Here is a 25,849-nt window from a genome sequence, read left to right on the forward strand (position 1 = left end):
CAGCGAGGCTGGGCTAGAGCTTGGCTTTGACCGCTTGCAGCGCATCGCCACCGTCTCGGGTGGTTACACCGTCGAGCCAGCCATCGAGCACTTCAGGGTTGGCCTTGATCCAGGTCTTGATGGCCGTGGCGTTGGCGACCTTCCCGTTCAGCACCTGGTCCATGATGGTGTTCTCCATGTCCTGGGTGAACTTCAGGTTGGTCAGCAGCTTGCCGACGTTCGGGCACTCGGCCACGTAGCCCTTGCGCGCCAGGGTGTTGACCGAGCCGGTGCTGCCGAAGAATTTCTCGCCGCCCTTGAGGTACTGCATGTCGTACTGGATGTTCATCGGGTGCGGTGTCCAGCCGAGAAAGACCACGAACTGGCCACGCTTCTCGGCCCTGCCGACCTGCACCAGCATGGCCTGCTCGCTCGACTCGACCAGTTCCCAGTCGCCAAGATCGAACTCGTTGTTGGCGATCATCTGGCGGATGTAGTCGTTGGCCGGTGAGCCCGAGCCGATGCCGTAGATTTTCTTGCCGAAGCGCGCGGCGAATTTGTTCAGGTCCTTGAAGTCCTGCACGCCCTCTTCGTAGGCATAGGTCGGTACCGCCAGGGTGTACTCGGTGCCACCGAGGTTCTCCACCACCTTGTCGACCTGGCCGCTGGTGACGTAGCGCTCGTAGTCGTGCTGCCCGGCCGGCATCCAGTTGCCGAGGAATACATCGACCTGCCCCTTCTGCAATCCGGCGAAGATGATCGGCACCGCCAGGGTACGGGTCTGCGGCTTGTAGCCAAGGCCGTCGAGCAGCAGGCTGGCGATGCCGTTGGTAACCGCGATGTCGCTCCAGCCCGGATCGGCAAGGCTGACGGTGGCGCACTTGGCGTCTTCCGCCATGCTGTGGAAGCTGGCGCTCATGGCCAGCAGGCTGACGGCGATCACGGTCTTCAGGGGCTTCATCGGCATCGTCCTTTTGCATAGGGAGCCCTAACCCTAGGGCTGTCAGCACGGCAGCGCAAGGCAATTGGCGCTGAAAATCGGCAAGGCTGTATCGATCCTCCGGGTTCATTCAGCAGCTGGACAGCAGGTTCCGTGCATACTGATAAACAGCACGACCGCTGGTCGAGGGATCGACGAAAAGATTGAACTTGCCGTCGATTTCGCTTGTCCGTCCTGCGGGACGAGCGGAGTGCCCCCTCTCTATTTCATCAATGTTACAAGTGGCTGATTTCAGGAAAGGATTCACGGCGGCTTGGGTATCTTCAAGGTCATCACGTTGAATAAATTTTTCCTGTCTCTGTTTCTCGGTGGTGCCCTGTGCTGCGCCGCCGTCGGTAATGCCTCCGCCAGTTTTCGCGTTCACCTGCAGGACGGCAGCAGCCGCGTGGTGCCACCGACCAAGGTCGAGCACACGCCGGCGCAAAGCGTGGTCAAGCGAGCCATGAGCACCTTGGGCACGCCTTACCGCTGGGGCGGTACCAGCCCGGAGCGTGGTTTCGACTGCAGCGGCCTGGTCAACTATGCGTTCAAGAAGGTCGATGACCTCGAGCTGCCCCGGACCTCCCGCGCCCTGTCCCGGGTCGATGGCCCCAAGGTGGCCAAGGGCGATCTGGAGCCTGGGGACCTGCTGTTCTTCCGCATTCGCGGGCGCAGCGTCGACCACGTGGCCATCTACCTGGGCAACGACCGCTTCATTCACGCCCCGCGTCGTGGCAGCAACGTGCGGATCGACAAACTCAGCGACGGCTACTGGAAAAAGCATTTCCAGCTGGCTCGCCGGGTGATGCCGGAAGAAACCCAGCTGGCCAGCAACGGTTGACGGAGTCGGCGAAACGACAGTTGTAAGGCGAAAGCAGCCGTTCGGTTTGGTGGGCTGAAGCCCACCCTGCAGCTTAATGGTGGGAGTAGAAGCTCGGTCTACATTCTGTGGGAGCGGGCCATGCCCGCGAAAAAATCGCGGGCATGGCCCGCTCCCACAGGTACTGCACCGATGACCGCTATCGCCTTCAAGTCGCCACCGATGAAGCCGTATGCCATCCGCCGGGCGGGCTGTCCTGGTGCCGGTGCAGGCGGTACACTGCGCGCCGCTCGTGGCCATGTCGGTCGCAGCAATGGGTTCCCTAACCCCATTCCACGAAAAAGGACATGCCATGACCCTGCTTCCCGCATCGGTCAGCCGCGCCGTATTGGCTGCGCTGATCGCGTTTCACATCCTCATCATCATCGCCAGCAACTACCTGGTGCAGCTGCCGATCACCCTTTTCGGCTGGCACACCACCTGGGGCGCGTTCAGCTTTCCATTCATCTTCCTGGCGACCGACCTGACCGTCAGGCTGATCGGCAAGCACGCCGCGCGGGTGGTGATCGCCCGGGTGATGGTGCCGGCACTGGTCGCGTCCTACATCGTATCGGTGCTGTTCCACGAGGGTGCATTCGGTGGCGTGGCGGCCCTCGGCGAATTCAACCTGTTCGTGTTCCGCATCGCCCTGGCCAGCTTCCTGGCCTACGTGCTTGGGCAACTGCTCGATATTCAGGTGTTCGACCGCCTGCGCAGGCTGAAGCACTGGTGGGTCGCTCCGGCAGCCTCCAGCGTGTTCGGCCAGGCCATGGATACCCTGGCGTTCTTCTCCATCGCCTTCTGGCAGAGCAGTGACCCCTTCATGGCGGCCAACTGGGTGGAGATCGCCGTGGTCGACTACGTGATCAAGCTGGCGGTCAGCCTGATCCTGTTCGTGCCGCTGTATGGCGTGCTGCTTGGCGCCATCGTGAAGAGGCTGCCGCAGCGTACCGTGGTGAACTGAACCATCATCAGACGAAAACGCCGGAGCCCCTCAGGGTGTCCGGCGTTTTTCGTTGCGACGTTGATGACTTAGCGCGTAGGCATGGCCACCGGCAACGCCTGCAGGCGCGACAGATGCAGGGCCACGGCCAGGGACACCAGCAGCAGCGAGCCGATGAACAGGCCCAGGCCGTCCCAGCCGCCAGCCTGCCAGAACACGCCGCCCAGGGTGCCGGCGACGCTGGAACCCAGGTAGTAGCAGAACAGGTACAGCGATGAGGCCTGGCCCTTGGCCTGGGTGGCGCGGCGGCCGATCCAGCTGCTCGACACCGAGTGGGCGCCGAAGAAGCCGAAGGTGAACAGCAGCATGCCGACCAGGATGACCGGCAACACATCGAACAGGGTCAGCACCAGACCCGCCAGCATCAGGCCGATCACCGCCCAGAGCACCTTGCGACGGCCCAGTTTGTCGGCCAGAGCGCCGATCTGCGCGGAGCTGTAGATACCCGATAGATAAACCACCGAGAGCAGGCCGATACTGGTCTGGTCGAGTTTGAAGGGTGCTTCGATCAGGCGGTAACCGATGTAGTTGAACATGGTCACGAAGGCGCCCATCAGCAGGAAACCCTGCAGGAACAGCCACGGCAGGCCGGCATCGCGGAATTGCAGGGTGTAGCCCTGCAGCAGGCTGCGTGGGCGCAGCGAGCGGGGGCGGAAGTTGCGGGATTCGGGCAGCAGGCGCCAGAACAGCGCACCGGCCAGCAGGCCCAGGCCGCCGAGCGTGCCCAGCACCGCGTGCCAGGACATGAAGTCGACCAGTACGCCGCTGAGCAGACGGCCACTCATGCCGCCGATGGCGTTGCCGCCGATATATACGCCCATGGCCAGGCCCAGGTGCAGCGGGTCGATTTCCTCGCTCAGGTAGCTCATGGCCACGGCGGCCAGGCCGCTGAGGGCCAGGCCGACCAGTGCGCGCATCACCAGCACGCCTTCCCAGGTCGGCATCAGCGCGCTGCCGACGGTGAACACGGCAGCGGCGAGCAGCGAGACGACCATCACCGGCTTGCGCCCGAGTGCGTCGGACAGTGGCCCGGTTATCAACAGGCCGACGGCCAGGGTGATGGTGGAAACCGACAGGATCAGGCTGCTTTGCGCGGCGCTGAGCTCGAACTGCTGCGCCAGCATCGGCATCATCGGCTGCACGCAATAGAGCAGGGCGAAGGTGGCGAAACCACCGGAGCACATGGCGAGAATGGTGCGCAGGAAGGCGCGGGTGCCTTTCTGGATATAAACAGGCTCTGCGGCGAGGCTGCGGCGGGCAGGCTGCTCACTGCTGGCGGGCACGCACTCGTTGGGTGCGTGTGGAACGGGCTGACTCATTACGACCTCTTGAAAACTCGATTCCCAGGCGAAACGCTGCCGTATGCACTGGCGGATGCCGGCATGGCTTGGTTTTTTGTAATTGGGAATGGTCACAAGGATAAATAGGCGAGCAAGTTCTTTCCAATATAATATTCGACACGATCGATATGTTTTACGACCTATGGAGAATTCATGGAGCTGCGCCATCTGCGTTACTTCGTGGCCGTCGCCGAAGAGCTGCATTTCGGCCGCGCCGCCGAGCTGCTGGGCATTTCCCAGCCACCGCTGAGCCAGCAGATACAGGCGCTGGAACAGGAACTCGGGGTGCGTCTGTTCGAGCGCAGCAACCGCCATGTGGCGCTCACCGATGCTGGGCGACTGTTCCTCGAGGAGACCCGGCAGACCCTGGCCCAGGTCAGCAAGTCGGTGGATGTGGTGCGCCGCGCCGAACAGGGCGAGATCGGCGAGTTGCAGATCGGCTTCACCGCATCGGCGCCGTTCGTGTCGATCATCCCGCGGGCGGTGTTCGCCTTTCGCCAGGCGTTTCCGGCGGTGCACCTCAACCTGCAGGAAATGACCAGCCGCCAGGTCAGCCAGGCGCTGCTGGAAAAGAAACTGCAGATCGGCATGATTCGCCCGCTGGAGCTGCCCGCCGAGCTGGACGCCGTGGAGCTGCTCAGCGAGCCGCTGGTGGCGCTGCTGCATGCTGGCCATCCGCTGGCCGGCGAGCAGGATCGGGGGCTGGCCCTGGCCGAACTGGCTGATGAGCCTTTCGTGTACTTTCCACGCAATTACGGCTCAGGTCTGTATGGCCAGTTCTTCAACCTGGCCCGGCAGGCCGGCTTCACCCCGCGGGTCACTCAGGAGGCTCACGAAGCGCTGACCATCATCGGCCTGGTGGCCGCGGGCCTCGGGGTGTCCGTGCTACCGGCCTCGTTCCGGCGCATCCGCATCGACGGCGTGGTGTTCCGCACCCTGATGGATGCCGATGCCACCACCGCGGTATGGCTGGTCAAGCGGCGCCAGGAACGCTCGCCGCTGGCGCAGGCCTTTATCGATCTGCTGACTCGGGAAGTGCAGGCGCGCAAATAGATGGGGCTCAATGGCTTTCGGTAGCCCGGGTAGAGCGCCGCGGCATCCGGGAACGAGTACCTGGGTATCGCTGCCCTCAACCCAGGCTACGGGCTGGAGGCTGCGCACTGCGCCGCGGCTCAAGCGCTGGCGTTCTTGTCCAGCTTGCGCAGGAACACGCTCATTTCCTTTTCCGCCTGCTTGTCGCCCTTGGCTTGTGCGGCTTGCAGGCCGCTTTGCCAGGCGCTGCGGGCGGCGTCCGGGTTGCCGGCGGCCTGGTGGGCTTTGCCGAGCAATTTCCATGCGGCCGAGTACTGCGGGTCGTGTTCGACGCAGCGCTGCAGGTGTTCGGCGGCCTTCGCGGCCTCGCCGGCATCCAGATATCCCTTGCCCAGGCCGAAGCGCAGTAGCGAGTTATCCACACCCTTGGCGAGCATCTTTTCCAGTGCTTCGGTGCTCATGGCGCCTCCTTCGTCGGCAGCTTCAAGCGGCAAGCCTCACGCGGCATGTAAAGCGCTCGAGGCTGGCCACTCAAAAAAACGTCAGTCCGACCTGGAACAGCCGTTCCACGTCGCGAATGTGCTTCTTGTCCATCAGGAACAGGATCACGTGGTCGCCGGACTCGATCACCGTCACGTCATGGGCGATCAGCACTTCTTCGTCGCGGATGATCGCGCCGATGGTGGTGCCAGGCGGCAGCGAGATTTCCTTGATGGCCTTGCCGACCACCTTGCTCGAGCGCGCGTCACCGTGGGCGATGACTTCGATGGCTTCGGCTGCGCCGCGGCGCAGCGAGTGCACGCTCTCGATATCGCCACGACGCACGTGGGTCAGCAGGCTGCCGATGGTCGCCAATTGCGGGCTGATCGCGATGTCGATCTCGCCGCCCTGAATCAGGTCGACGTAGGCCGGGTTGTTGATCAGCGTCATCACCTTGCGCGCGCCCAGGCGCTTGGCCAGCAGCGAGGACATGATGTTGGCTTCATCGTCGTTGGTCAGGGCCAGGAAGATGTCGGCATCCTTGATGTTCTCTTCCACCAGCAGGTCGCGATCGGAGGAGCTGCCTTGCAGCACGATGGTGCTTTCCAGGTTCTCCGAGAGGTAGCGGCAGCGCGCCGGGTTCATCTCGATGATCTTGACCTGATAGCGGCTTTCGATGGCTTCGGCCAGGCGCTCGCCGATGTGCCCGCCACCGGCGATCACCACGCGCTTGTAGCTTTCCTCGAGGCGACGCATCTCGCTCATCACCGCGCGAATGTCGGCCTTGGCGGCGATGAAGAACACTTCGTCATCGGCCTCGATCACCGTATCGCCCTGGGGCATGATCGCCCGGTCGCGACGGAAGATCGCCGCCACCCGGGTATCGACCTTGGGCATGTGCTCGCGCAGCTGGCGCAGTTGCTGGCCGACCAGCGGGCCGCCGTAGTAGGCCTTGACCGCCACCAGTTGCGCCTTGCCGTCGGCGAAGTCGATGACCTGCAGGGCGCCGGGGTATTCGATCAGGCGCTTGATGTAGTTGGTCACCACCTGCTCGGGGCTGATCAGCACGTCGACCGGAATCGCCTCGTTGTCGAACAGCGCTTCGCGGGTCAGGTAGGCCGCTTCGCGGACGCGGGCGATGCGCGTCGGCGTGTGGAACAGGGTATAGGCGACCTGGCAGGCGACCATGTTGACTTCATCGCTGTTGGTCACCGCCACCAGCATGTCGGCATCGTCGGCACCGGCCTGACGCAGTACGGTCGGGAACGAGCCCTTGCCCTGGACGGTACGGATGTCGAGGCGGTCGCCGAGGTCGCGCAGGCGGTCACCGTCGGTGTCCACCACGGTGATGTCATTGGCTTCGCTGGCCAGGTGCTCGGCCAGCGTTCCGCCCACTTGGCCTGCGCCGAGAATGATGATCTTCATCGGGGTGCTCCAGCAGCTGCGATCTTGATCAGCTTGGCATAGTAGAAGCCGTCGTGGCCGTCCTGCTGGGCGAGCAGTTGCCGGCCATGGGGCTGTTGCAGGCCGAAGGGGCCGGCGATGTCGAGTTCGCGGGCACCTGGCGTACGTTCCAGGAACGCGCCGATCACCTCGGTATTTTCCGTCGGCAGGGTCGAGCAGGTGGCGTAGAGCAGCATGCCGCCGACTTCCAGCGTGGGCCACAGTGCGTCGAGCAGTTCGCCCTGCAGGTTGGCCAGCGCCGGAATGTCGTCGGGCTGACGGGTCAGCTTGATGTCGGGGTGGCGACGGATCACCCCGGTGGCCGAGCAGGGCGCATCGAGGAGAATGCGCTGGAACGCCTTGCCGTCCCACCAGGCAGCGGTATCGCGGCCATCGGCGGCGATCAGGGTGGCATCGAGCTGCAGGCGATCGAGGTTCTCGCGCACGCGCAGCAGGCGTTTGGCTTCCAGGTCCACGGCGACCACCTGTTGCAGCCCGGGCTCGGCTTCGAGCAGGTGGCAGGTTTTGCCACCGGGGGCGGCGCAGGCGTCCAGCACGCGTTGCCCGGGCGCCAGTTGCAGCAGATCGGCAGCCAGCTGCGCGGCTTCGTCCTGCACGCTGACATGCCCCTCGGCGAACCCTGGCAGCAGGGTCACGTCGCAGGCTTGCAGCAAGCGGATGCCATCGCGACTGAAGGTGCAGGGCTCTGCTTCGAAACCGACCTGGCGCAGCCGAGCGAGATAGTCATCGCGGCTGCCGTGGCGACGGTTGACCCGCAGGATCAGCGGCGGGTGGGCGTTATTGGCTGCGCAGATCGCCTGCCAGTGTTCGGGCCAGAATGCCTTGAGCTGTTTTTGCAGCCAGCGCGGATGAGCGGTGTGCAGCACCGGGTCGCGATCCAGTTCTTTGATCAGGCTCTCGCTGTCGCGCTGGGCGTTGCGCAGCACGGCATTGAGCAGGCCCTTGGCCGAGGTCTTCTTCAGCTTGTCGACGCAGCCAACCGTCTCGCCGATGGCCGCGTGGGCGGGAATGCGTGTGTAGAACAGTTGGTAGAGGCCAATCAGCAGCAGGGCTTCGAGGTCGCGGTCGCCATCCTTGAAAGGCTTGCGCAGCAACTTGTCGGCGATCAGCGCCAGACGTGGCTGCCAGCGCGCGGCGCCGAAGGCCAGGTCCTGAGCGAGGCCACGGTCGCGTGCCTCGACCTTGTCGAGCAGCGGCGGCAGGCTGCTACCCAGCGACGCCTTGCCTTCGAGTACCGCCGCCAGGGCGCGGGCGGCTGCCAGCCTGGGGTTCATACCAGCACCGTGCCGACGGCGAACTGCTCACGGCGGCTGTTGTACAGGTCAGCGAAGTTCAGCGCCTTGCCGCCAGGCAGCTGCAGGCGGGTAAGCAGCAGGGCGCTTGCGCCGCAGGCGACGGTCAGGCCGTCCTTGCTGGCGGCGAGGATCTCGCCGGGCTGGCCCTGACCGTCAGCGAGGCGGGCGGCCAGCACCTTGAGCGGCGCGTCGTTCAGGGTGCTGTGGCAGATCGGCCAGGGGTTGAAGGCGCGGATCAGTCGCTCCAGCTCATCGGCCGGGCGGCTCCAGTCGAGGCGCGCTTCGTCCTTGTTGAGCTTGTGGGCGTAGTTGGCCTGGGCGTCGTCCTGTACTTCGCCCATCAGCGTGCCACTGGCCAGACCGGCGATGGCGTCGACCACTGCCGGCGGGCCGAGCTCGGCCAGCCGGTCATGCAGGCTGCCGCCGGTGTCGTCGGCAGTGATTGGCGTACGCACCTTGAGGAGCATCGGCCCGGTATCCAGACCCGCTTCCATCTGCATCACGGTGACGCCACTTTCTGCGTCGCCAGCCTGTACCGCACGCTGGATCGGCGCGGCACCCCGCCAGCGTGGCAGCAGGGACGCATGGCTGTTGATGCAGCCGAAGCGTGGGATGTCGAGCACCACCTGAGGCAGGATCAGCCCGTAGGCGACCACCACCAGCAGGTCCGGCGCCAGCGCGGCGAGCTCCGCCTGCGCCGCGGCGTCACGCAGGCTCGGCGGCTGCAGCACGGCAATGTCGTGTTCCAGGGCAAGCTGCTTGACCGGGCTGGGCATGAGTTTCTGTCCGCGGCCCGCCGGACGATCCGGCTGGGTGTACACCGCGATGATCTGGTGCGGCGTGTCGAGCAGCGCCTTGAGGTGGGCGGCGGCGAATTCCGGGGTGCCGGCGAATACGATACGCAGAGCTTCGGTCATGGTGTCTCGCTGTTGCTCGGGAGCGCTGGGCGCTGCAGCTGAAAAAGAAAAGGCTTGCCGTGGCAAGCCTTTGCAGAGGGTGGCGTCACACCTGCTGGCGGTGCTGCTTTTCCAGCTTCTTCTTGATGCGGTCGCGCTTGAGCGTAGACAGGTAGTCGACGAACAGCTTGCCGTTGAGGTGATCGCATTCGTGCTGGATGCACACGGCCAACAGACCTTCGGCGATCATCTCGAACGGCTTGCCGTCACGGTCCAGGGCGTTGATCTTGACCTTCTGCGGACGGTCGACGTTCTCGTAGAAGCCGGGCACCGACAGGCAGCCTTCCTGGTACTGATCCATTTCCTCGGTGAGCGATTCGAAGGCCGGGTTGATGAACACCAGCGGCTCGCTCTTGTCCTCGGACAGGTCCATGACCACCACGCGCTTGTGCACATTCACCTGGGTCGCGGCGAGGCCGATACCGGGGGCGTCATACATGGTTTCGAACATGTCATCGATCAATTGACGCAGGCCGTCATCGACCACGTCCACCGGTTTGGCGATGGTACGCAGGCGCGGATCGGGAAATTCGAGGATGTTTAAAATCGCCATATGCGTTTGTGATGCACTTGTGGAATAAATTCAAAATCCGCTGCTAAGATGACGGCAGCATCGAAAAAACGGCTTCACGCCGCGGTTTTACTGGGTTCTGTCGCGGCGCTAGGGCGCTTCACGCGAAGCCACATAATAAAGGGATTCACCGCATGAGGAAATCACTACTCGCCCTGCTGCTGGTCGCCGCGAGCGGTCTGGCAGTCGCCGAGGTGCAACTCAAGGAAGGCCACCCCGATCGTTACACGGTCGTGAAGGGCGATACCCTCTGGGATATTTCCGGCAAGTTCCTGCGACAGCCCTGGAAATGGCCGGAAATCTGGCACGCCAACCCACAGGTGGAAAACCCTCACCTGATCTACCCGGGTGATCTGTTGAGCCTGGTCTACATCGACGGCCAACCACGCCTGATGTTGGGCCGGGGCGATTCGCGCGGCACCATCAAGCTGTCGCCGAAGGTTCGCAGCACGCCGATGGCCGAAGCCATTCCGACCATTCCGCTGGAAGCGATCAACAGCTTCCTGCTCAAGAACCGCATCGTCGATAGCCCGGAACAGTTCCAGGGCGCACCCTACATCGTCGCCGGCAATGCCGAGCGCGTGGTCAGTGGTGCGGGTGACCGCGTCTACGCCCGTGGCAGCTTCGACCCGGCCGAGCCGGTGTATGGCATCTTCCGTCAGGGCAAGACCTACACCGATCCGGACACCAAGGAATTTCTCGGCATCAACGCCGACGATATCGGTGGCGGTGAAATCGTCGCCGAGGAAGAGGGCGTGGGTACCCTCAACCTGACCCGTACCACTCAGGAAGTTCGCAACGGCGACCGCCTGTTCCCCACCGAGGAACGGGCGATCAACTCGACGTTCATGCCCAGCGAGCCGACTACCGAAATCAAGGGCCTGATTCTCGACGTTCCGCGTGGCGTCAGCCAGATCGGCCAGTTCGACGTGGTCACCCTGAACAAGGGCGCCCGTGACGGTCTGGAGATCGGTAACGTACTGGCCGTCTACAAGACGGGCGAGACCGTGCGTGATCGCGTCACCGGCGAGTCGGTGAAGATTCCTGATGAACGTGCCGGCCTGCTCATGGTGTTCCGCACCTACGACAAGCTCAGCTACGGACTGATCCTCAACGCCTCGCGGCAGTTGGCGGTGATGGACAAGGTACGCAATCCGTAACACCTACAAGCCCCGCCAACGCGGGGCTTGTGCTATTCGATAAGGCCCACGATCAAGGATGATCCGCCATGTCGCTCTCGCTGTCTCCCGCCGAACTTGAAGCCCGCCTGCGCCTGCATTGTCTGCCGGAGCTGGGGCCGAAGCGTTTTCACAAATTGCTCAGTGCTTTCGACAGTGCCTCTGCCGCCCTCAGCGCGCCGGCCAGTGCCTGGCGCTCTCTTGGCTTGCCGCTGGCCTGTGCAGACGCGCGGCGCAGTGCTCAAGTGCGTGAGCGGGCGCGGCTTAGCCTGGAGTGGTTACAGGTGCCCGATCAGCAACTGCTGATGTGGGATGACCCGCGCTATCCCGCTTTGCTGGCAGAAATCCCCGACGCACCACCGCTACTGTTCGTTGCCGGTGACCCGGCATTGCTCGAGCGCCCGCAATTGGCCATGGTCGGCAGCCGCCGGGCGTCTAAGCCGGGCCTGGATACCGCGCACCGTTTCGCTCGCAGCCTGGCCCGCGGTGGTTTCGTGATCACCAGCGGGCTGGCGCTGGGCATCGACGGGGCGGCGCATCAGGGTGCGCTGGATGTGGGCGGGCACACCGTCGCTGTGCTCGGTACGGGTTTGCAGTGTCTGTATCCGGCACGCCACAAACGCCTGGCCCGGGACATCATCGACGGTGGCGGGGCACTGGTCTCCGAACTACCGCTGGATTCGCCACCCCAGGCGAGCAATTTTCCACGCCGCAATCGAATCATCAGTGGCCTGTCCCTGGGCGTGCTGGTGGTCGAGGCCAGCCCGTCGAGTGGCTCGCTGATCACCGCACGTATCGCGGCGGAGCAGGGGCGCGAGGTGTATGCGATTCCCGGCTCCATTCATCATCCGGGTGCCAAGGGCTGCCATCAGCTGATTCGTGACGGTGCCACGCTGGTAGAAAGCATCGACCACATCCTCGAAGCCCTGCGCGGCTGGCAGGCGCCCGCTGCCGAGCATGCGGTGGTTACCGAAACGGCTCCGCAGGCGCCAGCCCATCCACTGTTAGCGCTGTTGCATGCGGCGCCCCACAGCAGTGAAGCGCTTGCCCACTCCAGCGGCTGGCCACTGCCAGAAGTACTGGCCGCATTGACCGAGCTCGAGCTGGATGGGCGGGTTGCCTGCGAAGCCGGGCTTTGGGTGGGCTGCAAGGCGTAATACACTGCGGCCAGTGTTTTCCGGGGGAGATATCCATGATCACCAGTTGGCAGGTTCAGCAGGCAGCGCGTGTGGTACGCGCCGGCGGCGTCATCGCCTATCCGACCGAAGCGGTCTGGGGGCTTGGCTGCGATCCCTGGGATGAAATGGCGGTGGACCGTCTGCTGGCGCTGAAGGAACGGCCCGTGCGCAAGGGGCTGATTCTGGTGGCCGACAACATCCGCCAGTTCGACTTTCTGCTCGAGGATCTGCCCGAGATCTGGCAGGACCGCCTGGCCAGCACATGGCCCGGCCCGAATACCTGGCTGGTGCCACACCAGGATCGCCTGCCGGAGTGGATCACCGGTGAGCACGACAGCGTTGCCCTGCGCGTCAGCGACCACCCGCGGGTACGCGAGTTGTGTGCTCTGACCGGACCACTGGTGTCGACCTCCGCCAATCCCGCCGGCCGCCCTGCCGCGCGCTCGCGGCTACGGGTCGAGCAGTACTTTCCAAGGCAATTGGACGCCGTGCTGGGCGGCGCCCTGGGCGGGCGCCGTAATCCCAGCGTGATTCGTGACCTGGTGACCGGCGACGTGCGCAGGCCAGCCTGATTAAAAGCCACCGGCCGTGCTCGCTCCCATACTGTCGGCCGTCGGATTTGGTGGGCTGAAGCCCACCCTATGCCACGCCCACATGCCCTGTAGGGTGGGCCGGGCGGCGATCCGCTTCAGCCCACCGATGGCTCGATCAGCGCTCGCTCGAGGGGACGCAGAGCGCCCCTGAAGCTGAGCGCAGGGAGCGATTCAATGCCACCCCTACGGATCCCATGGCCAGGCGCTCAGGGCAACAGAATGGTCGAGCCGGTGGTCTGCCGGTCGCTCAGCAGGGTCTGTGCGGTGGCCGCTTCGCTCAGTGGATAACGCTGGCCGATCTCGGCGTCGAGTTTGCCCTTGGCGATCATGCCGAACAGTTCGTCAGCCATCTTTTGCAGGCGCTCCGGCGTATCCGCGTAGCTGGCCAGGGTCGGGCGGGTGACGTACAGCGAGCCCTTCTGCGAGAGGATGCCCAGGTTGACTCCCGTCACCGCACCGGACGCATTGCCGAAGCTGACCAGCAGGCCGCGTGGCGCCACGCAGTCCAGAGAGGTTTCCCAGGTGTCCTTGCCGACGCCATCGTAGACCACCGGGCATTTCTTGCCATCGGTCAGTTCCAGCACGCGCTGGGCAACGTTTTCATGGCTGTAGTCGATGGTCGCCCAGGCGCCCTGTTGCATTGCACGCTCGGCCTTCTTTGCCGAACTCACGGTACCGATCAGCTTGACGCCCAGGGCCTTGGCCCATTGGCAGGCGAACGAGCCGACGCCCCCTGCGGCAGCGTGGAACAGAACGATGTCGCCGCTCTTCAGTTCGGCGGTCTGGCGCAGCAGGTACTGCACGGTCAGCCCCTTGAGCATCACCGCTGCAGCTTGCTCGAAGCTGATGGCGTCGGGCAGCTTGACCAGCTTTTCCGCTGGCAGCACATGCAGCTCGCTGTAGCCGCCCAGTGGGCCGGTGGCGTAGGCCACGCGGTCGCCCACCTGGAAGTCCTTCACCTCGGAACCGATCGCGTCGACGAAACCGGCACCCTCGGTACCCAGGCTGGACGGCAGCGAAGGGGGCGCATACAGGCCATTGCGGAAGTAGGTATCGATGAAGTTCAGGCCGATGGCCTGGTTGTGCACACGCACCTCGTGGGGGCCAGGGGCGGCCGGCTGGTAGTCGACGTATTCGAGTACCTCGGGGCCACCGTGGCGACTGAACTGGATGCGTTTGGCCATCGTCTTGCTCCTGCATGAAGGTGAGTGCAATAGACCCCGAATCCACCGGGGCGTTGAACGGTTTTTTCTTCAGCGGTCGAACGTCGCATCTGCCGTTGACCCGCGTCAACTGCAGAGCGCCGACACCCGGTGATATGCTGGCCGCCGATTTCACCCGACGTACGTGACACAAGGTGCCCCCGTGAGTAACCAGACCGAGGCCGTCAAAGCCTACCTGCTCGACCTGCAAGACCGTATCTGTGCTGCCCTGCAAGCCGAGGATGGCCAGGGCCACTTCATCGAAGACGCCTGGCAGCGTCCGGGCGGCGGCGGCGGGCGTACGCGGGTGATCGGCGACGGCGCGGTGATCGAGAAGGGTGGGGTGAATTTCTCCCACGTGTTCGGCGACAGCCTGCCGCCGTCGGCCAGTGCCCATCGCCCGGAGTTGGCAGGGCGCGGCTTCCAGGCCCTTGGCGTGTCTCTGGTGATCCACCCGCACAATCCCCATGTGCCGACTTCCCACGCCAACGTGCGTTTCTTCAGCGCCGAGAAGGAAGGCGAAGAGCCGGTCTGGTGGTTCGGCGGTGGTTTCGACCTGACCCCCTATTACGGCAACGAAGAGGACTGCGTGCACTGGCACCGGGTTGCCGAGCAGGCCTGTGCGCCTTTCGGCGCCGATGTCTATCCGCGCTACAAGGCCTGGTGCGATCGCTACTTCCACCTCAAGCACCGCGGTGAACCACGTGGCATCGGCGGGCTGTTCTTCGATGACCTCAACGAGTGGGATTTCGACACCTGTTTCGCGTTCATCCGCGCCATCGGCGACGCCTACATCGAGGCTTACCTGCCCATCGTGCAGCGCCGCAAGGCCATGCCCTTCACCCCGGCACAGCGTGAGTTTCAGGAGTATCGTCGCGGCCGCTACGTGGAGTTCAATCTGGTCTACGACCGCGGCACCCTGTTCGGTTTGCAGTCGGGCGGGCGTACCGAGTCGATTCTCATGTCGCTGCCACCGCAGGTGCGCTGGGGGTATGACTGGAAAGCGCAACCGGGCAGCGAGGAAGCACGCCTGACCGAATATTTCCTGACTGACCGCGATTGGCTGAACGTCCAGAACCAGGCTTGAAGGTCTGCGCAAAAAGCTTCAGGCTTGCCGCCTTTGGCTTTTGCGAACGGAAATTTCATGGATCGCTACGGTGTATTCGGCAACCCAATCGGCCACAGCAAGTCGCCGCTGATCCACCGCCTGTTCGCTGAGCAGACTGGCCAGGTGTTGAGCTACGAAACGCTGCTGGCGCCGCTGGAGGATTTCGATGGTTATGCCCGGGCCTTCTTCGCCGAAGGCCATGGCGGTAACGTGACCGTGCCGTTCAAGGAGCAGGCCTATGCCCTGGCCGACAGCCTGACCGAGCGCGCGCGCCGCGCCGGTGCGGTGAATACCCTGAAGAAGCTCGATGACGGCAGTCTGCTCGGTGACAATACCGACGGTGCCGGTCTGGTGCGTGATCTGACCGTGAATGCCGGCATCGACCTGCGCGGCAAGCGCATTCTGCTGCTCGGTGCCGGTGGCGCGGTACGCGGCATTCTCGAACCGTTCCTGGCACAACAGCCGCAGATTCTGGTGATCGCCAACCGCACCGTGGAAAAGGCCGAGCGCCTGGCCCGGCAGTTCAGCGATCTTGGTCCCGTGGTGGCCAGTGGTTTCGACTGGATCGATGCGCCGGTGGATCTGATCATCAACGGCACCTCCGCCAGCCTGTCCGGCGCGCTGCCGCCGATCGCCGCCAGCCTTATCCAGCCGGGCCACACCTGCAGCTACGACATGATGTACGGCGCCGGCCCCACCGCCTTCAATCGCTGGGCTGCGGAGCAGGGTGCTGCACGCACCCTCGACGGCCTCGGCATGCTGGTCGAGCAGGCCGTGGAAGCCTTCCACCTGTGGCGCGGCGTACGCCCGGACAGCGCACCGGTCCTGGCCGAACTCCGTCGCCAACTGGCTGCCTAGCGGCCGGTAACCCGGTAGGGTGGGCTTCAGCCCACCAGTGCGGTATCCCGCCCTTACCCTCTGTGAGGTTGACGCCAACCGTAACGGCCAGGCGATTGGTGGGCTGAAGCCCACCCTTGTATCTCGACTACAGCCTCACGAGAGGCGATAGTTCCCGACTGATCATCGGGGGAGCCATGCAAGTCGAGCCCACCCTAAGGCCTAGAGCCTGTTTCGTAGATTGCGCTGCATGGTTCCACACTCATCCTGATAAGTCCGAACGGTATCCAGAGCTTCGAGCTCGCATCAACAAGGTTGGACGGATGCAGTGACGATCAGACAGAAGAGGAGAAGACCATGTCTGTAGTCGGAATCGACATCGCCAAATACTCATTCGACATTGCCACGGTGCAGGCAAACGGCAAGCACCGCACCAAGGGCAAGCTCGCCAATGATCCGGCAGGGTTCGAGGCCCTGCAGCAGTGGCTGCTCAAACACGCCGATCCACAGGCCTGGATCGTGATGGAAGCGACCGGTGTGTACCACGAGGCGCTAGCCGAGTGGCTTTACGAGAGAAACTACCGCGTCAGCGTGCTCAATCCTGCGCAGATTGCCTACTACGCGCGCAGCCAGTTACAGCGGGTGAAGACCGACAAGGTCGATGCGAAGCTGATTGCCAGCTACGGCGACAAGCATCAGGACGAGCTGCGTATCTGGAAGCCTGATCCGCCGTCGCTTCGCCGCCTCAAGGCCCTGGTACGTCGCTTGAAGGATCTTCAGGAGCTCGAGCAAATGGAGCAGAACCGCCTGGATGTCACGAGCGATGCACGAGTAGTGGAGTCAATCAGATCGGTGCTTGAGCACACCCGCCAGCAGATCAAAGAAACGCTCGAGGCGATCAAGAAACACTTCGACGACAACGACGACCTCAGGGGCAAGCGAGACCTGTTGATGAGCATCGACGGCGTGGCGGACAAGACGGCAGCGCTGCTGCTGGCCGAACTGGGCGATCTGGACAGTTTTGATGGCAGCCGAGCTGTAACGGCTTATGCAGGACTCAATCCCAGGCTTCAAGAGTCCGGGAAATTCAAAGGCCAAACACGGATATCTCGCACCGGCTCGGCCACCTTGCGGGCGGGGCTGTACATGCCTGGCGTGGTGTCCATCACGCACAACACGGCGATACGGGCAATGGCCGAACGCATGAGGGCCAAAGGCAAAACCGGCAAACAGATCGTCTGCGCGGCGATGCGCAAGTTGCTGTGCATCGCCTATGGCGTGCTGAAATCGGGGATGCCTTTTGATGCCGAATTAGCGCTTGCGAGGTAATGGGCAAGACGGTATCTACAGGCAGCACGCCTCGCCGCCGGTAACCCCGGTAGGGTGGGCTTCAGCCCACCAGCGCGGTATCCCGCCCTTACGCTCTGTGAGGTTGCCGCCAACCGTAACGGCCAGTCGATTGTGGGCTGAAGCCCACCCTACAGGCAGCACGCCTCGCCGCCGGTAACCCCGGTAGGGTGGGCTTCAGCCCACCAGCGCGTTATCCCGCCCTTATGCTCGTGAGGTTGCCGCCAACCGTAACGGCCGGCGATTGGTGGGCTGAAGCCCACTCTACAGGCAGCACGCCTCGCCGCCGGTAACCCCGGTAGGGTGGCCCCGGTCCTGGGTCGGGCTGCGGGCCGCTTTCTCAGAAGCTGTAGCGGGCCGTCACTTTGAAATTGCGTGGGTCGCCGTAGATGTCGTAGGGGTACCACTCGCCGTTGGCCACGCTGGTGTAGTAGGTGCGGTCGAACAGGTTGTTGACGTTGAGCTGCAGATCCAGCTGCTCGCTGGCCTTGTACCCGGCCACCAGGCCAACCACGGTGTAGGAACCCTGCTGGTTCTTCCAGGCGGTGGCACCGGTACCACCTGACGTGCGGATGCGGCTCTGCTGGTAGACATCACCCCCTATGCGCCAGCGCTGCAGCTCCCCGGGCAAGGTGTAGAGCGTCGACAGTTTGAACAGCTGGCGCGGTTTCTTGCGGTCGAAGTCCTCGCCTTCGCGGGCTGCGTTGGCGTCGCTGACATACTTGGTTTGGGTGTAGGTGTAACCCGCAGCGACCTGCCAGTGGTCGCTCAAGGCGCCCTGGATTTCCAGGTCGATGCCGCGGCTGCGCACCAGCCCGGCGGCCTCGTAGCAGGAGCTGTCAGGCGTGGAACCACAGCCGAGTTGGCCCGTCAGGGTCTGGGCACGATTTTTCTGGTCGATCTGGAACAGTGCCAGGCTGGCATTCAAGGCACCGCCGTAGTATTCGCCCTTGATACCGACTTCGTAGTTCTCACCAACCATCGGCTCCAGCGGTTTTCTGTCCAGGCCGCGATCGTTCTGGGGTTTGAAGATATCGGTGTAGCTGACGTAGACCGAGTGGTTCGTATCCAGGTCATAGACCACACCGGCATAGCGGGTCAGGTTGCGAGTGACCTTGTAATCGCTTTCGCTGCTTTCGCGATCATCGTATTCGTACCAGTCGACGCGACCGCCGAGGATCAGCGACAACGGTTCGCTCAGGCGCAGGCGGGTCGTGGCGTAGACGCTGTCCTGGGTGGTCAGCTCACCCGTCCAGGAGGGGTCGACCACGATGTTCGGTTTCGCGTGACCACGGGGATTCCAGGCGAAGAGGTCGACGTCGTCATCGATGAAGTCGCTCCAGCTGTCACCCGTGCGGTAAGTCAGCTCACGCTTGCTGGCGCCCACGGTCAGGTCGTGCTCCAGACCGAACAGCTGGAAGGGCCCGCTGAGCGCCAGGTCGTAGCCGACTTCCTTCTGCTCCATGGCCTGTGTCCACAGGTAGTGGCGGTCGTATGCCCAGATCGAAGAAGCCAGCACCTCGGTATCGGTTTTCGCCTGCATCGCTGCCAGGCGCAGCGTCCAGTCGTTGGCGAAACCGTGCTCCAGGGTGGCGAAGTAGCCGGTGGTGCGGTTGTCCGAATACTCCCAGTCATGCCCCAGGAAGGTGTCGCGGGGCAGTCCCAGATGACCGCCGCCACGGGCCATGGGCAATCCGCCCCAGATGTAGTTGCTGTAGTTCTTCTGCCGGTAGGCGCCGAGGGTCAGGGTGGTGCTTTCGCTGAGATCGGCGTCGACCACGCCGTAGAACAGGTCGTGATCGTGTTCGACCGAATCGCGGAAACTCTTGGCGTCCTGCCGGGAGATCACGGTCCGGGCGCGCAGGGTGCCGTTTTCATTGAGCGGGCCGCCGACATCCAGGGTGCCGGTGTAGTTGTCCCAACTGCCGGCGCTGCCGGTAAGCGTGCCTTGAAATTCATGGGTCGGGCGCTTGCGCACCAGGTTGATGGCGCCGGATGGGCTGCCGGCGCCCTGGGCCAGGCCCGTGGCGCCGCGGACGATTTCCACACGGTCGTACATGGCCAGGTTGGCTTCGCCGCTGGGCAGGTAGGTCAGCAGGCTGGTGGGGAAGCCGTCGTACATGACGTTGTCGACATCGAAGCCGCGGGCGCTGAAAGACGGCCTGCCGACACCTCCCGAATTGTTCAGGAAAACGCCGGGTGTGCTCTGTACCACGTCACTGATGCTGGTCATGGCCTTGTCGTCCATGCGCTTGCGGGTGACCACACTGACCGACTGCGGTGTTTCGCGCAGGCTCAGGGGCAGCTTGGTGGCGGTCTGCATGGTGCCGGTGGTGTAGGAGTCACTGTTCTCGGTCGTCGCCGTCAGGCCCTGGCCGGTGATGCTGGTGGCGCCCAGCTCCAAGCCCGCGCCCGCTTCCTGCGGTGTCAGCAGATACAGGCCATTGCCTTGCGGTGCAGCTTGCAGACCGGTGCCTTGCAGCAGTTGCCGCAGCCCGCCTTCCACGCTGGTGGCGGCGTTCAGGCCGGGGCTGCGCAAACCTTCCACCAGGGCTGGCTCGATGGGCAAGGTGATGCCTGCCTGACTGGCGAAGTCGGACAGGGCGCTGCTCAGGTTACCGCCCGGTACCTGATAGGCACGACTCTGCTCGGTTGCCTGCTCGGCGGCCTGCAGCTGGGCCGCAGTGAGGCTGCCGCCCGCGATGATCAGCCCCAGTGCGGCAGCGTATACCGCCCGTGCCAATGGTTGCATGCCCTGCGTCGTCGCCATGTTGCCGTCCCCGCCCAGTGAGAATGATGTGGTTACGGGAGGGACACGCAGCCAGAAGAAAACACGACAATGATTCTCAGAACCAGCTCACGATCTGCTGCGCTTCGGCCCTGCGGCGTCAAAACAAGCTGGATTGCCAGCCCGAACCAGGCGTTCCCGTCGCAATGCTCATGTACAACTCGTAAACACGCGTACGAGCCCAGTCCGCTTCTTCGCTTGTTTTTGCGGGGGCGCCTGGCCCTGCAGTGCGCTAGCTCGTGAACAGGTTCTTACGCGGTGGCACGCGCGGTGACGGTGACCCAATAGGCCGTGCGGTAGTGGACGCTCACCGGCAGGGTCTGGCTCAGGGCGCGGAGAATCTGGTCGGTATCGCGCAGCTGGAAGGCACCGGAGATCAGCAGCCCGGCCACCGCCGGATCGCAACGCAGCAGACCCGGGCGATAGCGATCCAGCTCGGCGATGAAGTCATCCAGGCGCATCTTTTCTGCACGCAGCACGCCGCTTAGCCAGTCGAGACGATGCTGTGCCAGTGCCACCGCAGGCTCTGCAGTGCGAGCGTTGACGTAGGTCTGCTGGCCGGTCGCCAGACGCAGCAGGCCGTCATCGCCTCGTGACAGCCGCGGACGCACTTCGACAGCACCCTCCAGCGCAGCGAGGTAGGTACTTTGCGGGTATTGGCGCACCAGAGCGCGGCTGCCCAGCAGGACGATTTGCGCGTCGGCGGTATCGACGATGAAGGGCCGCCTGGCCTGCTCACCGGGCACCTCGATGAGCAGCTCGCCGGCGATCAGGCGTACGCGACGAACGCTGTCGTCGTAGGCGATATCGACTGCGCTGCCGGTGTTCAGGCGAAGCTGTCCGCCATCCGGCAGGTGCAGGGTGCGCTGCTCACCGGTGGCGGTGCGCTCGTCCGCCTGCCATTCACGCCAGGGCAGGCTGCGGTGTGCGGCAAGGCCGAGCGGGGCGGCGGCGATCAACAGGGCAAGGGTTTTGAGCACTTGTCGCCGTTGCAGATTGCGTGGGCGCTCCAGGGCCGCCCGTCCGGCGCCTCCGGCAAGCTGTTGGGCATGAGCGCTGAAACGCTCGGCCAGTTGCCAGGCTCGCTCGTGATCGGCATGTCGGGCCCGCCATTCGGCACAGGCAGCATGCTCGGCGGCGCTGCCCCCACTGTTCTGTAAACGCACGAACCAGCCGGCCGCCTCACGGGCGATCCGCCGGTCGATGGGCGACTCACTCATGCCTCGCGCCCTGGCTGGCGAGCACGATGCATTCCTCGAAGGCCCGTGCGAGGTGGCGCTGCACCGAGCGCACGCTAAGGCCGAGTCGGCTGGCGATTTCCTCCTGTGTATAACCCTCCAGCTGCGCCATCAGGAACGCTTGCCGGGCCTTGGCGGGCAGTGCGGCAAGTACCTGATCGACCTCGTCGAGCGCTTCGAGCACCAGAGCCTGATGCTCCAGCGATGGCGCCAGCTCTTCCGGTATTTCCGCCAGCGCGGCCAGGTAGGCGTGCTCCAGCGAGCGGCGGCGGTAGAGGTTGATGGTCAGGCGGTTGGCGATGGTGGCCAGGTAGGCGCGGGGCGTCGTGAGGTTCAGTGGCTCGCCCGGGGCATTGCTGAGCAGGCGCACGAAGGTGTCCTGGGCCAGGTCCGCCGCATCGGCGGCATTGCCCAGGCGCTTGCGCAGCCAGCCTTGCAGCCAGCTGTGGTGGTGGCTGTAGAGCTGATCGATGGCCTGGTGCGGGTGGTGAGGTGCCGGTGGAGTGGAATGCACGGGATAGGTTCGGTGGGAATGAGAATTCGTCGCATTCTATCAGTGTAATTATGCACTCGTACAAACAAGGGTGCGGCTGCAGCGCTTCCTGGCTATCGCTGCGCTCAACGCCAGGTTCCGGGACGTTGCAAGCGCTGATCGGACTATGCTGAATTCGTCATCTGCCGGGAGCAAAGGCATCAAGCCAGCGACTGCTTCAGGTCTCACTGTATAACGTCAATCTGGCCCTGCGGCCGCCTCGAACAAGGAGCTCAAGATGATTCGACTGACCCTGGACGAAGCCGAAGAGCTGGCGCTCTCGATCATGCGCCACAATGGCTTCAGCGAAGCCCAGGCGCGGGCAGTGACCGCCACCGTGCTGGCCGGCGAGCGCGACGGCTGCGCCTCCCACGGCCTGTACCGCGTGCTGGGCTGCGTCAGTTCGCTGAAGGCTGGCAAGGTGGTGGCCGATGCCGAGCCCGAGGTGATCGACCAGGCACCCTCGATCGTCCGCGTGGATGCCCGCGGCGGCTTCTCGCAGCTGGCTTTCCAGGCAGGGTTGCCGGTGCTCGAAGAGAAAACCAGGGCCAACGGCATCGCCGCGCTGGCGATCAACCGCTGTGTGCATTTTTCCGCATTGTGGGTAGAGATCGAGGCGCTCACCGAAGCCGGGCTGGTGGCCCTGGCGTGCAATCCCAGCCATGCCTGGGTAGCACCGGCCGGTGGCAGCAAGCCGATCTTCGGCACCAACCCCATCGCCTTTGGCTGGCCGCGCGCCGGCAAGCATCCGTTCATCTTCGACTTCGCCACCAGCGCCATCGCCCGTGGCGACATCGAGTTGCACCGTCGTGCCGGCAAGGCCATCCCGGAGGGCTGGGGCATCGATGCCGGCGGCCAGCCGAGTACCGACGCCGAGGCGGTCATGAACGGCGCCATGCTGACCTTTGGCGGGCACAAGGGCTCGGCGCTGGCGGCCATGGTGGAGCTGATCGCCGGGCCGCTGATCGGTGACCTGACCAGCGCCGAGTCCCTGGCCTACGACGCCGGCAGCAAATCGTCGCCCTATCACGGCGAACTGATCATCGCCCTCGACCCGCAGCGCTTTCTCAGTGCGGCTGCCGATCAGCATCTGGCAAGGGCCGAGGCGCTGTTCGACGGCATCGAGGGGCAGGGCGCGCGCCTGCCCTCGCAGCGCCGCTACGATGCCCGCGCACGCAGCCTCATCGACGGTGTACAGATTCCCCAGGCGCTCTACGACGACCTCAAGGCGCTGCTCAATTGATGCTGTAACCGCGCCCGCTCAGGCAAGCACCCAAGGCGCGCCGGTAGTAGTCGGTGGCGCTGGCGGCGGGTGCACTGACGGCGGTAGCCGGGTCGAAACCGCTCTGGCCGACCGCCCAGCTGTGGCACTCGTAGCGATCGCGGGCCTGCAAGTCCGCGTTCTGACCGCGGGCCGGATAGGCGATCACGTTGTAATTGGCCGCAGGGGCCGCCACTGCTACCGGCGGCGCCTCGACCACGATGTACTGCCTGCGATCGGCGTTCCACATGTAGTAGGTGCCGGCCGCGACGAAGTACAGCGCACTGCCGATCCACAGCTCACGAGCGTAGTCCGGCAGGCCATGGCCATGCCGCGGCCCCGGGCCACCCCAGCCTGGTCCCGGGCCGCCATGCCCGTGATATCCGCCCGGACCCCCAGGGCCACCACCCGGCCCGCCGGGACCAGCCACCGCGTTCAGGGAAAGCGTCGCCAGCAACAGTGCGGCGACGGCGGTACGGGGGAGACTTGCTTTCATCATGGGCTCCAGAGAATCGACAGCCCGACCAGACGGTTGGGCAGGATCGATTATCGGGAGGCCTGTGCAAGGTGACGTCAGGCAGATGTAAAGCTGGTGTAAAGGAGGCCTGAACCGGCCTATCGTCAGTCGAGGCCCAGGTAGGCGGCGACGCTTTCCTCGAAAATCTGCACCAGCTCAGCGTCCATGTACTGATACTCGTCCGGAATATCCAGAACGTGCAGCCGTTTATGGCTCAGCAGCCGAGCGAAGTCGGCCAGCAATCGGCTCTTGTGCTTGTGCTCCATGACGAACACCACGTCGGCCCATTGGATATCGCTTGCGCTCACCGTCCTCCGTGCCCTCGGGCTGGTGCCTGCGGAGCGCACGCTGAGCCCTGGATGCTTGCTCCATACTGTTTCGGCGGTGGGGCTGCGCCACTGGTTGCGGCTGCAGATGAACAGAATGTTGGTCATAGGCAGGCTAGGACTGTGGATAACTGCGCGGCGTGTACACCCACTCACCGCCATCGCCTCGGGGGAAGCGCCGGGTCTGGCTGGAGCCGATGATCACCAGGGTGCGCATGTCGACCATGTCCGGGGTCAGCTCGCCGAGGTCGAGCACGCGCAGGGCTTCGGCGGGGCGGCCGATGTCGCGGCCGAGCACCACCACGGTGTCGGGCGTACGGTGCTGGCGGACGATTTCCAGGGCGCGGCCGAGTTGCCAGGGGCGAGCTTTGGAAATCGGGTTGTAGAAGGCCATCGCCAGGTCCGCCGCGCCGGCATGGTCGAGGCGGTTTTCGATCACCGCCCAGGGTTTGAGATTGTCCGACAGGGAGATCAGGCAGAAGTCGTGACCCAGCGGCGCACCGACCTTGGCGGCGGTGGCCAGGGCAGCGGAGACACCGGGCAGAATTTCCAGCTCGACGCTGTTCCAGTCGATCGGTGCGCCCGCTTCTTCCAACGCCTCCAGCACCGCCGCTGCCATGGCGAATACGCCGGGGTCGCCGGAGGAAATCACCACCACGCGGCGGCCGCTGGCCGCCAGTTCGAAGGCATGGCGGGCCCGTTGCAGCTCTTCACGGTTGTCGCTGCAGTGGCGCACCTGTTCCGGGCGCAACGGCTCGGCCATTTTCACGTAGGTTTCGTAGCCGAGCAGATCTTCGGCTTCGTCCAGCGCGCGGCGAACGGCGGGGGTCATGTGTTCGGCGGCGCCGGGGCCCAGGCCGATCACGCTCAGGCGACCGCGGGGGCGGCCCATGGATTGCGCCGCTTCGGGCGAGTCGGCCTGCAGCACCTGCAGGTTTTCGCTGCGGTGCACCCGAGGTGGCAGTCCATCGTCAGCGCGGACGAAGCGCAGTGGTACGGCGAGCTCGCTGGCGACCTGGGCCAGGCGCTTGTCGCTGATCAGTGCCTGGGGGGCGAGCAGAGCCGCCAGGGATTTCGGCGCCAGGCGCGACTGTTCGAATGCCTGGCGGATGGCCGCGGCAAGGTCATCTGCCTTGTCGACCAGAACGAGCAGCGTGCGTGGATGGATCAGCAGTTCGTCAGGCTGCGTCGGGCGCTGTTCGGTGGTGATCCGTACGGTACGGCCGGCATCTTCGGCCAGCGGCAGGCTGGCATCGTTCAGCCACGGCGCGGTGCCATCGATGCGCAGGCTTTCGCCGCCCAGCAGGTCGGAGACGAAGCGCTTGCCCTGCTCCAGGTCGGCGAGGGCATAGCCGCTCGGCGGATCGAGCAGGCAGGTGCCAAAGCGCAGTTCGCCGCTGGTGGTGATGGCCGCGCGGGTATCCAGTGCCGTGGCGATCTCCCTGGCCATGCGGTTGACGCCGCCCAGGCCGCCGAGCAGCGGCACCACGGCGCTGCCGTCTTCGGCTACGGCCAGCACCGGTGGCTCGGCGCCCTTGCTGGCGAGCAGCGGTGCCAGGCTGCGAATGACGATACCGGCGGCGCACAGGGCGATGATCGGCGTGCCGCTGCGATACAGGCTGCGCAGGGTGTCGCCGAAGTCTTCGTAGGCCTGGTCGGCCTCGACCCGCCCGCGCAGACCATGGATCACGGCCTGTGGATAAAGTGTCTGCATGCGCCGCGCAGTGGCCAGCGCAGAGGGGCCGAGGATGACGATGGCGGGTGAAGAGGTCATGGTTTATCCACT

24 protein-coding genes are annotated in these 25,849 nt (G+C 64.5%); 10 read left to right on the plus strand and 14 right to left on the minus strand.

Annotated features, from left to right (window positions below; genetic code table 11):
- Positions 1 to 13: 13 nt before the first annotated feature.
- A complete protein-coding gene (gene choX / locus FHR27_RS20830; RefSeq protein WP_257027147.1) occupies positions 14 to 898 on the minus strand; it encodes a choline ABC transporter substrate-binding protein in 885 nt (294 codons plus the stop codon).
- A 358-nt stretch (positions 899 to 1,256) separates the two neighbouring features.
- Here choX and FHR27_RS20835 point away from each other — a divergent pair, with 358 nt between their 5' ends.
- Positions 1,257 to 1,799 (plus strand): C40 family peptidase, encoded by a 543-nt coding sequence (locus FHR27_RS20835; protein WP_082045891.1) that lies wholly within the window; start codon positions 1,257 to 1,259, stop codon positions 1,797 to 1,799.
- Between the two features lie 331 nt (positions 1,800 to 2,130).
- A complete protein-coding gene (locus tag FHR27_RS20840; protein WP_042556042.1) occupies positions 2,131 to 2,781 on the plus strand; it encodes a 7-cyano-7-deazaguanine/7-aminomethyl-7-deazaguanine transporter in 651 nt (216 codons plus the stop codon).
- Between the two features lie 68 nt (positions 2,782 to 2,849).
- Here the strand turns inward: FHR27_RS20840 and FHR27_RS20845 are convergent, their stop codons facing one another.
- Positions 2,850 to 4,139, minus strand: coding sequence for an MFS transporter (locus FHR27_RS20845; RefSeq protein WP_042556041.1), 1,290 nt, complete (start codon positions 4,137 to 4,139; stop codon positions 2,850 to 2,852).
- Positions 4,140 to 4,313: 174 nt separating this feature from the next.
- Between FHR27_RS20845 and FHR27_RS20850 the strand changes: the two genes are divergently transcribed.
- Positions 4,314 to 5,213 (plus strand): LysR family transcriptional regulator, encoded by a 900-nt coding sequence (locus FHR27_RS20850; protein WP_042556040.1) that lies wholly within the window; start codon positions 4,314 to 4,316, stop codon positions 5,211 to 5,213.
- Between the two features lie 119 nt (positions 5,214 to 5,332).
- Here FHR27_RS20850 and FHR27_RS20855 read toward each other — a convergent pair whose 3' ends face one another.
- From FHR27_RS20855 to def, 5 genes are all read right to left on the minus strand, one after another.
- The gene (locus FHR27_RS20855; RefSeq protein ID WP_042556039.1) at positions 5,333 to 5,653 is read right to left on the minus strand and encodes a tetratricopeptide repeat protein; all 321 of its coding nucleotides are present in this window, start codon (positions 5,651 to 5,653) and stop codon (positions 5,333 to 5,335) included.
- Positions 5,654 to 5,723: 70 nt separating this feature from the next.
- A complete protein-coding gene (gene trkA, locus FHR27_RS20860) occupies positions 5,724 to 7,097 on the minus strand; it encodes a Trk system potassium transporter TrkA (RefSeq protein WP_042556038.1) in 1,374 nt (457 codons plus the stop codon).
- On the minus strand, positions 7,094 to 8,410 hold the full coding sequence (gene rsmB / locus FHR27_RS20865; protein ID WP_179539445.1) for a 16S rRNA (cytosine(967)-C(5))-methyltransferase RsmB: 1,317 nt from the start codon (positions 8,408 to 8,410) through the stop codon (positions 7,094 to 7,096). The genes trkA and rsmB overlap by 4 nt, the downstream gene beginning before the upstream one ends.
- A complete protein-coding gene (gene fmt / locus FHR27_RS20870; protein WP_179539446.1) occupies positions 8,407 to 9,348 on the minus strand; it encodes a methionyl-tRNA formyltransferase in 942 nt (313 codons plus the stop codon). The genes rsmB and fmt overlap by 4 nt, the downstream gene beginning before the upstream one ends.
- Before the next feature lie 85 nt (positions 9,349 to 9,433).
- The gene (gene def / locus FHR27_RS20875) at positions 9,434 to 9,940 is read right to left on the minus strand and encodes a peptide deformylase (protein WP_042556035.1); all 507 of its coding nucleotides are present in this window, start codon (positions 9,938 to 9,940) and stop codon (positions 9,434 to 9,436) included.
- A gap of 152 nt (positions 9,941 to 10,092) precedes the next feature.
- On the opposite strand from def, the gene FHR27_RS20880 reads away from it, so the two are divergent.
- From FHR27_RS20880 to FHR27_RS20890, 3 genes are all read left to right on the plus strand, one after another.
- On the plus strand, positions 10,093 to 11,118 hold the full coding sequence (locus FHR27_RS20880; RefSeq protein ID WP_179539447.1) for a LysM peptidoglycan-binding domain-containing protein: 1,026 nt from the start codon (positions 10,093 to 10,095) through the stop codon (positions 11,116 to 11,118).
- A gap of 68 nt (positions 11,119 to 11,186) precedes the next feature.
- The gene (gene dprA, locus FHR27_RS20885) at positions 11,187 to 12,293 is read left to right on the plus strand and encodes a DNA-processing protein DprA (protein ID WP_042556033.1); all 1,107 of its coding nucleotides are present in this window, start codon (positions 11,187 to 11,189) and stop codon (positions 12,291 to 12,293) included.
- 35 nt (positions 12,294 to 12,328) lie between these two features.
- The gene (locus FHR27_RS20890; protein WP_042556032.1) at positions 12,329 to 12,886 is read left to right on the plus strand and encodes an L-threonylcarbamoyladenylate synthase; all 558 of its coding nucleotides are present in this window, start codon (positions 12,329 to 12,331) and stop codon (positions 12,884 to 12,886) included.
- 227 nt (positions 12,887 to 13,113) lie between these two features.
- Here the strand turns inward: FHR27_RS20890 and FHR27_RS20895 are convergent, their stop codons facing one another.
- Positions 13,114 to 14,091, minus strand: a complete 978-nt coding sequence (locus FHR27_RS20895) for an NADPH:quinone reductase (protein ID WP_042556031.1) — start codon at positions 14,089 to 14,091, stop codon at positions 13,114 to 13,116.
- A 181-nt stretch (positions 14,092 to 14,272) separates the two neighbouring features.
- On the opposite strand from FHR27_RS20895, the gene hemF reads away from it, so the two are divergent.
- The 3 genes from hemF (at position 14,273) to FHR27_RS20910 (ending at position 17,383) form a co-directional block, all read left to right on the plus strand.
- Positions 14,273 to 15,196 carry an oxygen-dependent coproporphyrinogen oxidase gene (gene hemF, locus FHR27_RS20900; RefSeq protein ID WP_179539448.1) on the plus strand — a complete coding sequence of 308 codons (924 nt, stop codon included), beginning with the start codon at positions 14,273 to 14,275 and terminating at the stop codon, positions 15,194 to 15,196.
- A gap of 57 nt (positions 15,197 to 15,253) precedes the next feature.
- Positions 15,254 to 16,075 carry a shikimate dehydrogenase gene (gene aroE, locus FHR27_RS20905; protein ID WP_179539449.1) on the plus strand — a complete coding sequence of 274 codons (822 nt, stop codon included), beginning with the start codon at positions 15,254 to 15,256 and terminating at the stop codon, positions 16,073 to 16,075.
- 336 nt (positions 16,076 to 16,411) lie between these two features.
- Positions 16,412 to 17,383 (plus strand): IS110 family transposase, encoded by a 972-nt coding sequence (locus FHR27_RS20910; RefSeq protein ID WP_179539450.1) that lies wholly within the window; start codon positions 16,412 to 16,414, stop codon positions 17,381 to 17,383.
- Between the two features lie 358 nt (positions 17,384 to 17,741).
- On the opposite strand, the gene FHR27_RS20915 is transcribed toward FHR27_RS20910, so the two are convergent.
- From FHR27_RS20915 to FHR27_RS20925, 3 genes are all read right to left on the minus strand, one after another.
- Positions 17,742 to 20,171, minus strand: a complete 2,430-nt coding sequence (locus FHR27_RS20915) for a TonB-dependent siderophore receptor (RefSeq protein ID WP_257026963.1) — start codon at positions 20,169 to 20,171, stop codon at positions 17,742 to 17,744.
- Between the two features lie 269 nt (positions 20,172 to 20,440).
- Positions 20,441 to 21,409: a FecR domain-containing protein gene (locus tag FHR27_RS20920; RefSeq protein WP_179539451.1), complete on the minus strand. Its 969-nt coding sequence runs from the start codon at positions 21,407 to 21,409 to the stop codon at positions 20,441 to 20,443.
- Positions 21,402 to 21,941: a sigma-70 family RNA polymerase sigma factor gene (locus tag FHR27_RS20925; RefSeq protein WP_179539452.1), complete on the minus strand. Its 540-nt coding sequence runs from the start codon at positions 21,939 to 21,941 to the stop codon at positions 21,402 to 21,404. The genes FHR27_RS20920 and FHR27_RS20925 overlap by 8 nt, the downstream gene beginning before the upstream one ends.
- A 256-nt stretch (positions 21,942 to 22,197) precedes the next feature.
- Between FHR27_RS20925 and FHR27_RS20930 the strand changes: the two genes are divergently transcribed.
- On the plus strand, positions 22,198 to 23,202 hold the full coding sequence (locus FHR27_RS20930; protein WP_179539453.1) for an Ldh family oxidoreductase: 1,005 nt from the start codon (positions 22,198 to 22,200) through the stop codon (positions 23,200 to 23,202).
- On the opposite strand, the gene FHR27_RS20935 is transcribed toward FHR27_RS20930, so the two are convergent.
- From FHR27_RS20935 to cobJ, 3 genes are all read right to left on the minus strand, one after another.
- Positions 23,195 to 23,716 (minus strand): hypothetical protein, encoded by a 522-nt coding sequence (locus FHR27_RS20935; protein WP_179539454.1) that lies wholly within the window; start codon positions 23,714 to 23,716, stop codon positions 23,195 to 23,197. The genes FHR27_RS20930 and FHR27_RS20935 overlap by 8 nt on opposite strands.
- A gap of 125 nt (positions 23,717 to 23,841) precedes the next feature.
- Positions 23,842 to 24,045: a cellular communication/signal transduction gene (locus FHR27_RS27100; RefSeq protein WP_306456097.1), complete on the minus strand. Its 204-nt coding sequence runs from the start codon at positions 24,043 to 24,045 to the stop codon at positions 23,842 to 23,844.
- Positions 24,046 to 24,178: 133 nt separating this feature from the next.
- A complete protein-coding gene (cobJ, locus tag FHR27_RS20945) occupies positions 24,179 to 25,837 on the minus strand; it encodes a precorrin-3B C(17)-methyltransferase (protein ID WP_179539456.1) in 1,659 nt (552 codons plus the stop codon).
- Positions 25,838 to 25,849 lie beyond the last annotated feature (12 nt).

The sequence above is a fragment of the Pseudomonas flavescens genome (assembly GCF_013408425.1).
Taxonomy (GTDB): domain Bacteria; phylum Pseudomonadota; class Gammaproteobacteria; order Pseudomonadales; family Pseudomonadaceae; genus Aquipseudomonas; species Aquipseudomonas fulva_A.

Coding starts and splice junctions, on each gene's coding strand:
- choX (WP_257027147.1), bottom strand. CDS start 898: ATGAGCGCCAGCTTCCACAGCATGGCGGAAGACGCCAAGTGCGCCACC.
- FHR27_RS20840 (WP_042556042.1), top strand. CDS start 2,131: ATGACCCTGCTTCCCGCATCGGTCAGCCGCGCCGTATTGGCTGCGCTG.
- FHR27_RS20845 (WP_042556041.1), bottom strand. CDS start 4,139: ATGAGTCAGCCCGTTCCACACGCACCCAACGAGTGCGTGCCCGCCAGC.
- FHR27_RS20850 (WP_042556040.1), top strand. CDS start 4,314: ATGGAGCTGCGCCATCTGCGTTACTTCGTGGCCGTCGCCGAAGAGCTG.
- FHR27_RS20855 (WP_042556039.1), bottom strand. CDS start 5,653: ATGAGCACCGAAGCACTGGAAAAGATGCTCGCCAAGGGTGTGGATAAC.
- trkA (WP_042556038.1), bottom strand. CDS start 7,097: ATGAAGATCATCATTCTCGGCGCAGGCCAAGTGGGCGGAACGCTGGCC.
- rsmB (WP_179539445.1), bottom strand. CDS start 8,410: ATGAACCCCAGGCTGGCAGCCGCCCGCGCCCTGGCGGCGGTACTCGAA.
- fmt (WP_179539446.1), bottom strand. CDS start 9,348: ATGACCGAAGCTCTGCGTATCGTATTCGCCGGCACCCCGGAATTCGCC.
- def (WP_042556035.1), bottom strand. CDS start 9,940: ATGGCGATTTTAAACATCCTCGAATTTCCCGATCCGCGCCTGCGTACC.
- FHR27_RS20880 (WP_179539447.1), top strand. CDS start 10,093: ATGAGGAAATCACTACTCGCCCTGCTGCTGGTCGCCGCGAGCGGTCTG.
- dprA (WP_042556033.1), top strand. CDS start 11,187: ATGTCGCTCTCGCTGTCTCCCGCCGAACTTGAAGCCCGCCTGCGCCTG.
- FHR27_RS20890 (WP_042556032.1), top strand. CDS start 12,329: ATGATCACCAGTTGGCAGGTTCAGCAGGCAGCGCGTGTGGTACGCGCC.
- FHR27_RS20895 (WP_042556031.1), bottom strand. CDS start 14,091: ATGGCCAAACGCATCCAGTTCAGTCGCCACGGTGGCCCCGAGGTACTC.
- aroE (WP_179539449.1), top strand. CDS start 15,254: ATGGATCGCTACGGTGTATTCGGCAACCCAATCGGCCACAGCAAGTCG.
- FHR27_RS20910 (WP_179539450.1), top strand. CDS start 16,412: ATGTCTGTAGTCGGAATCGACATCGCCAAATACTCATTCGACATTGCC.
- FHR27_RS20915 (WP_257026963.1), bottom strand. CDS start 20,171: ATGGCGACGACGCAGGGCATGCAACCATTGGCACGGGCGGTATACGCT.
- FHR27_RS20920 (WP_179539451.1), bottom strand. CDS start 21,409: ATGAGTGAGTCGCCCATCGACCGGCGGATCGCCCGTGAGGCGGCCGGC.
- FHR27_RS20930 (WP_179539453.1), top strand. CDS start 22,198: ATGATTCGACTGACCCTGGACGAAGCCGAAGAGCTGGCGCTCTCGATC.
- FHR27_RS20935 (WP_179539454.1), bottom strand. CDS start 23,716: ATGAAAGCAAGTCTCCCCCGTACCGCCGTCGCCGCACTGTTGCTGGCG.
- cobJ (WP_179539456.1), bottom strand. CDS start 25,837: ATGACCTCTTCACCCGCCATCGTCATCCTCGGCCCCTCTGCGCTGGCC.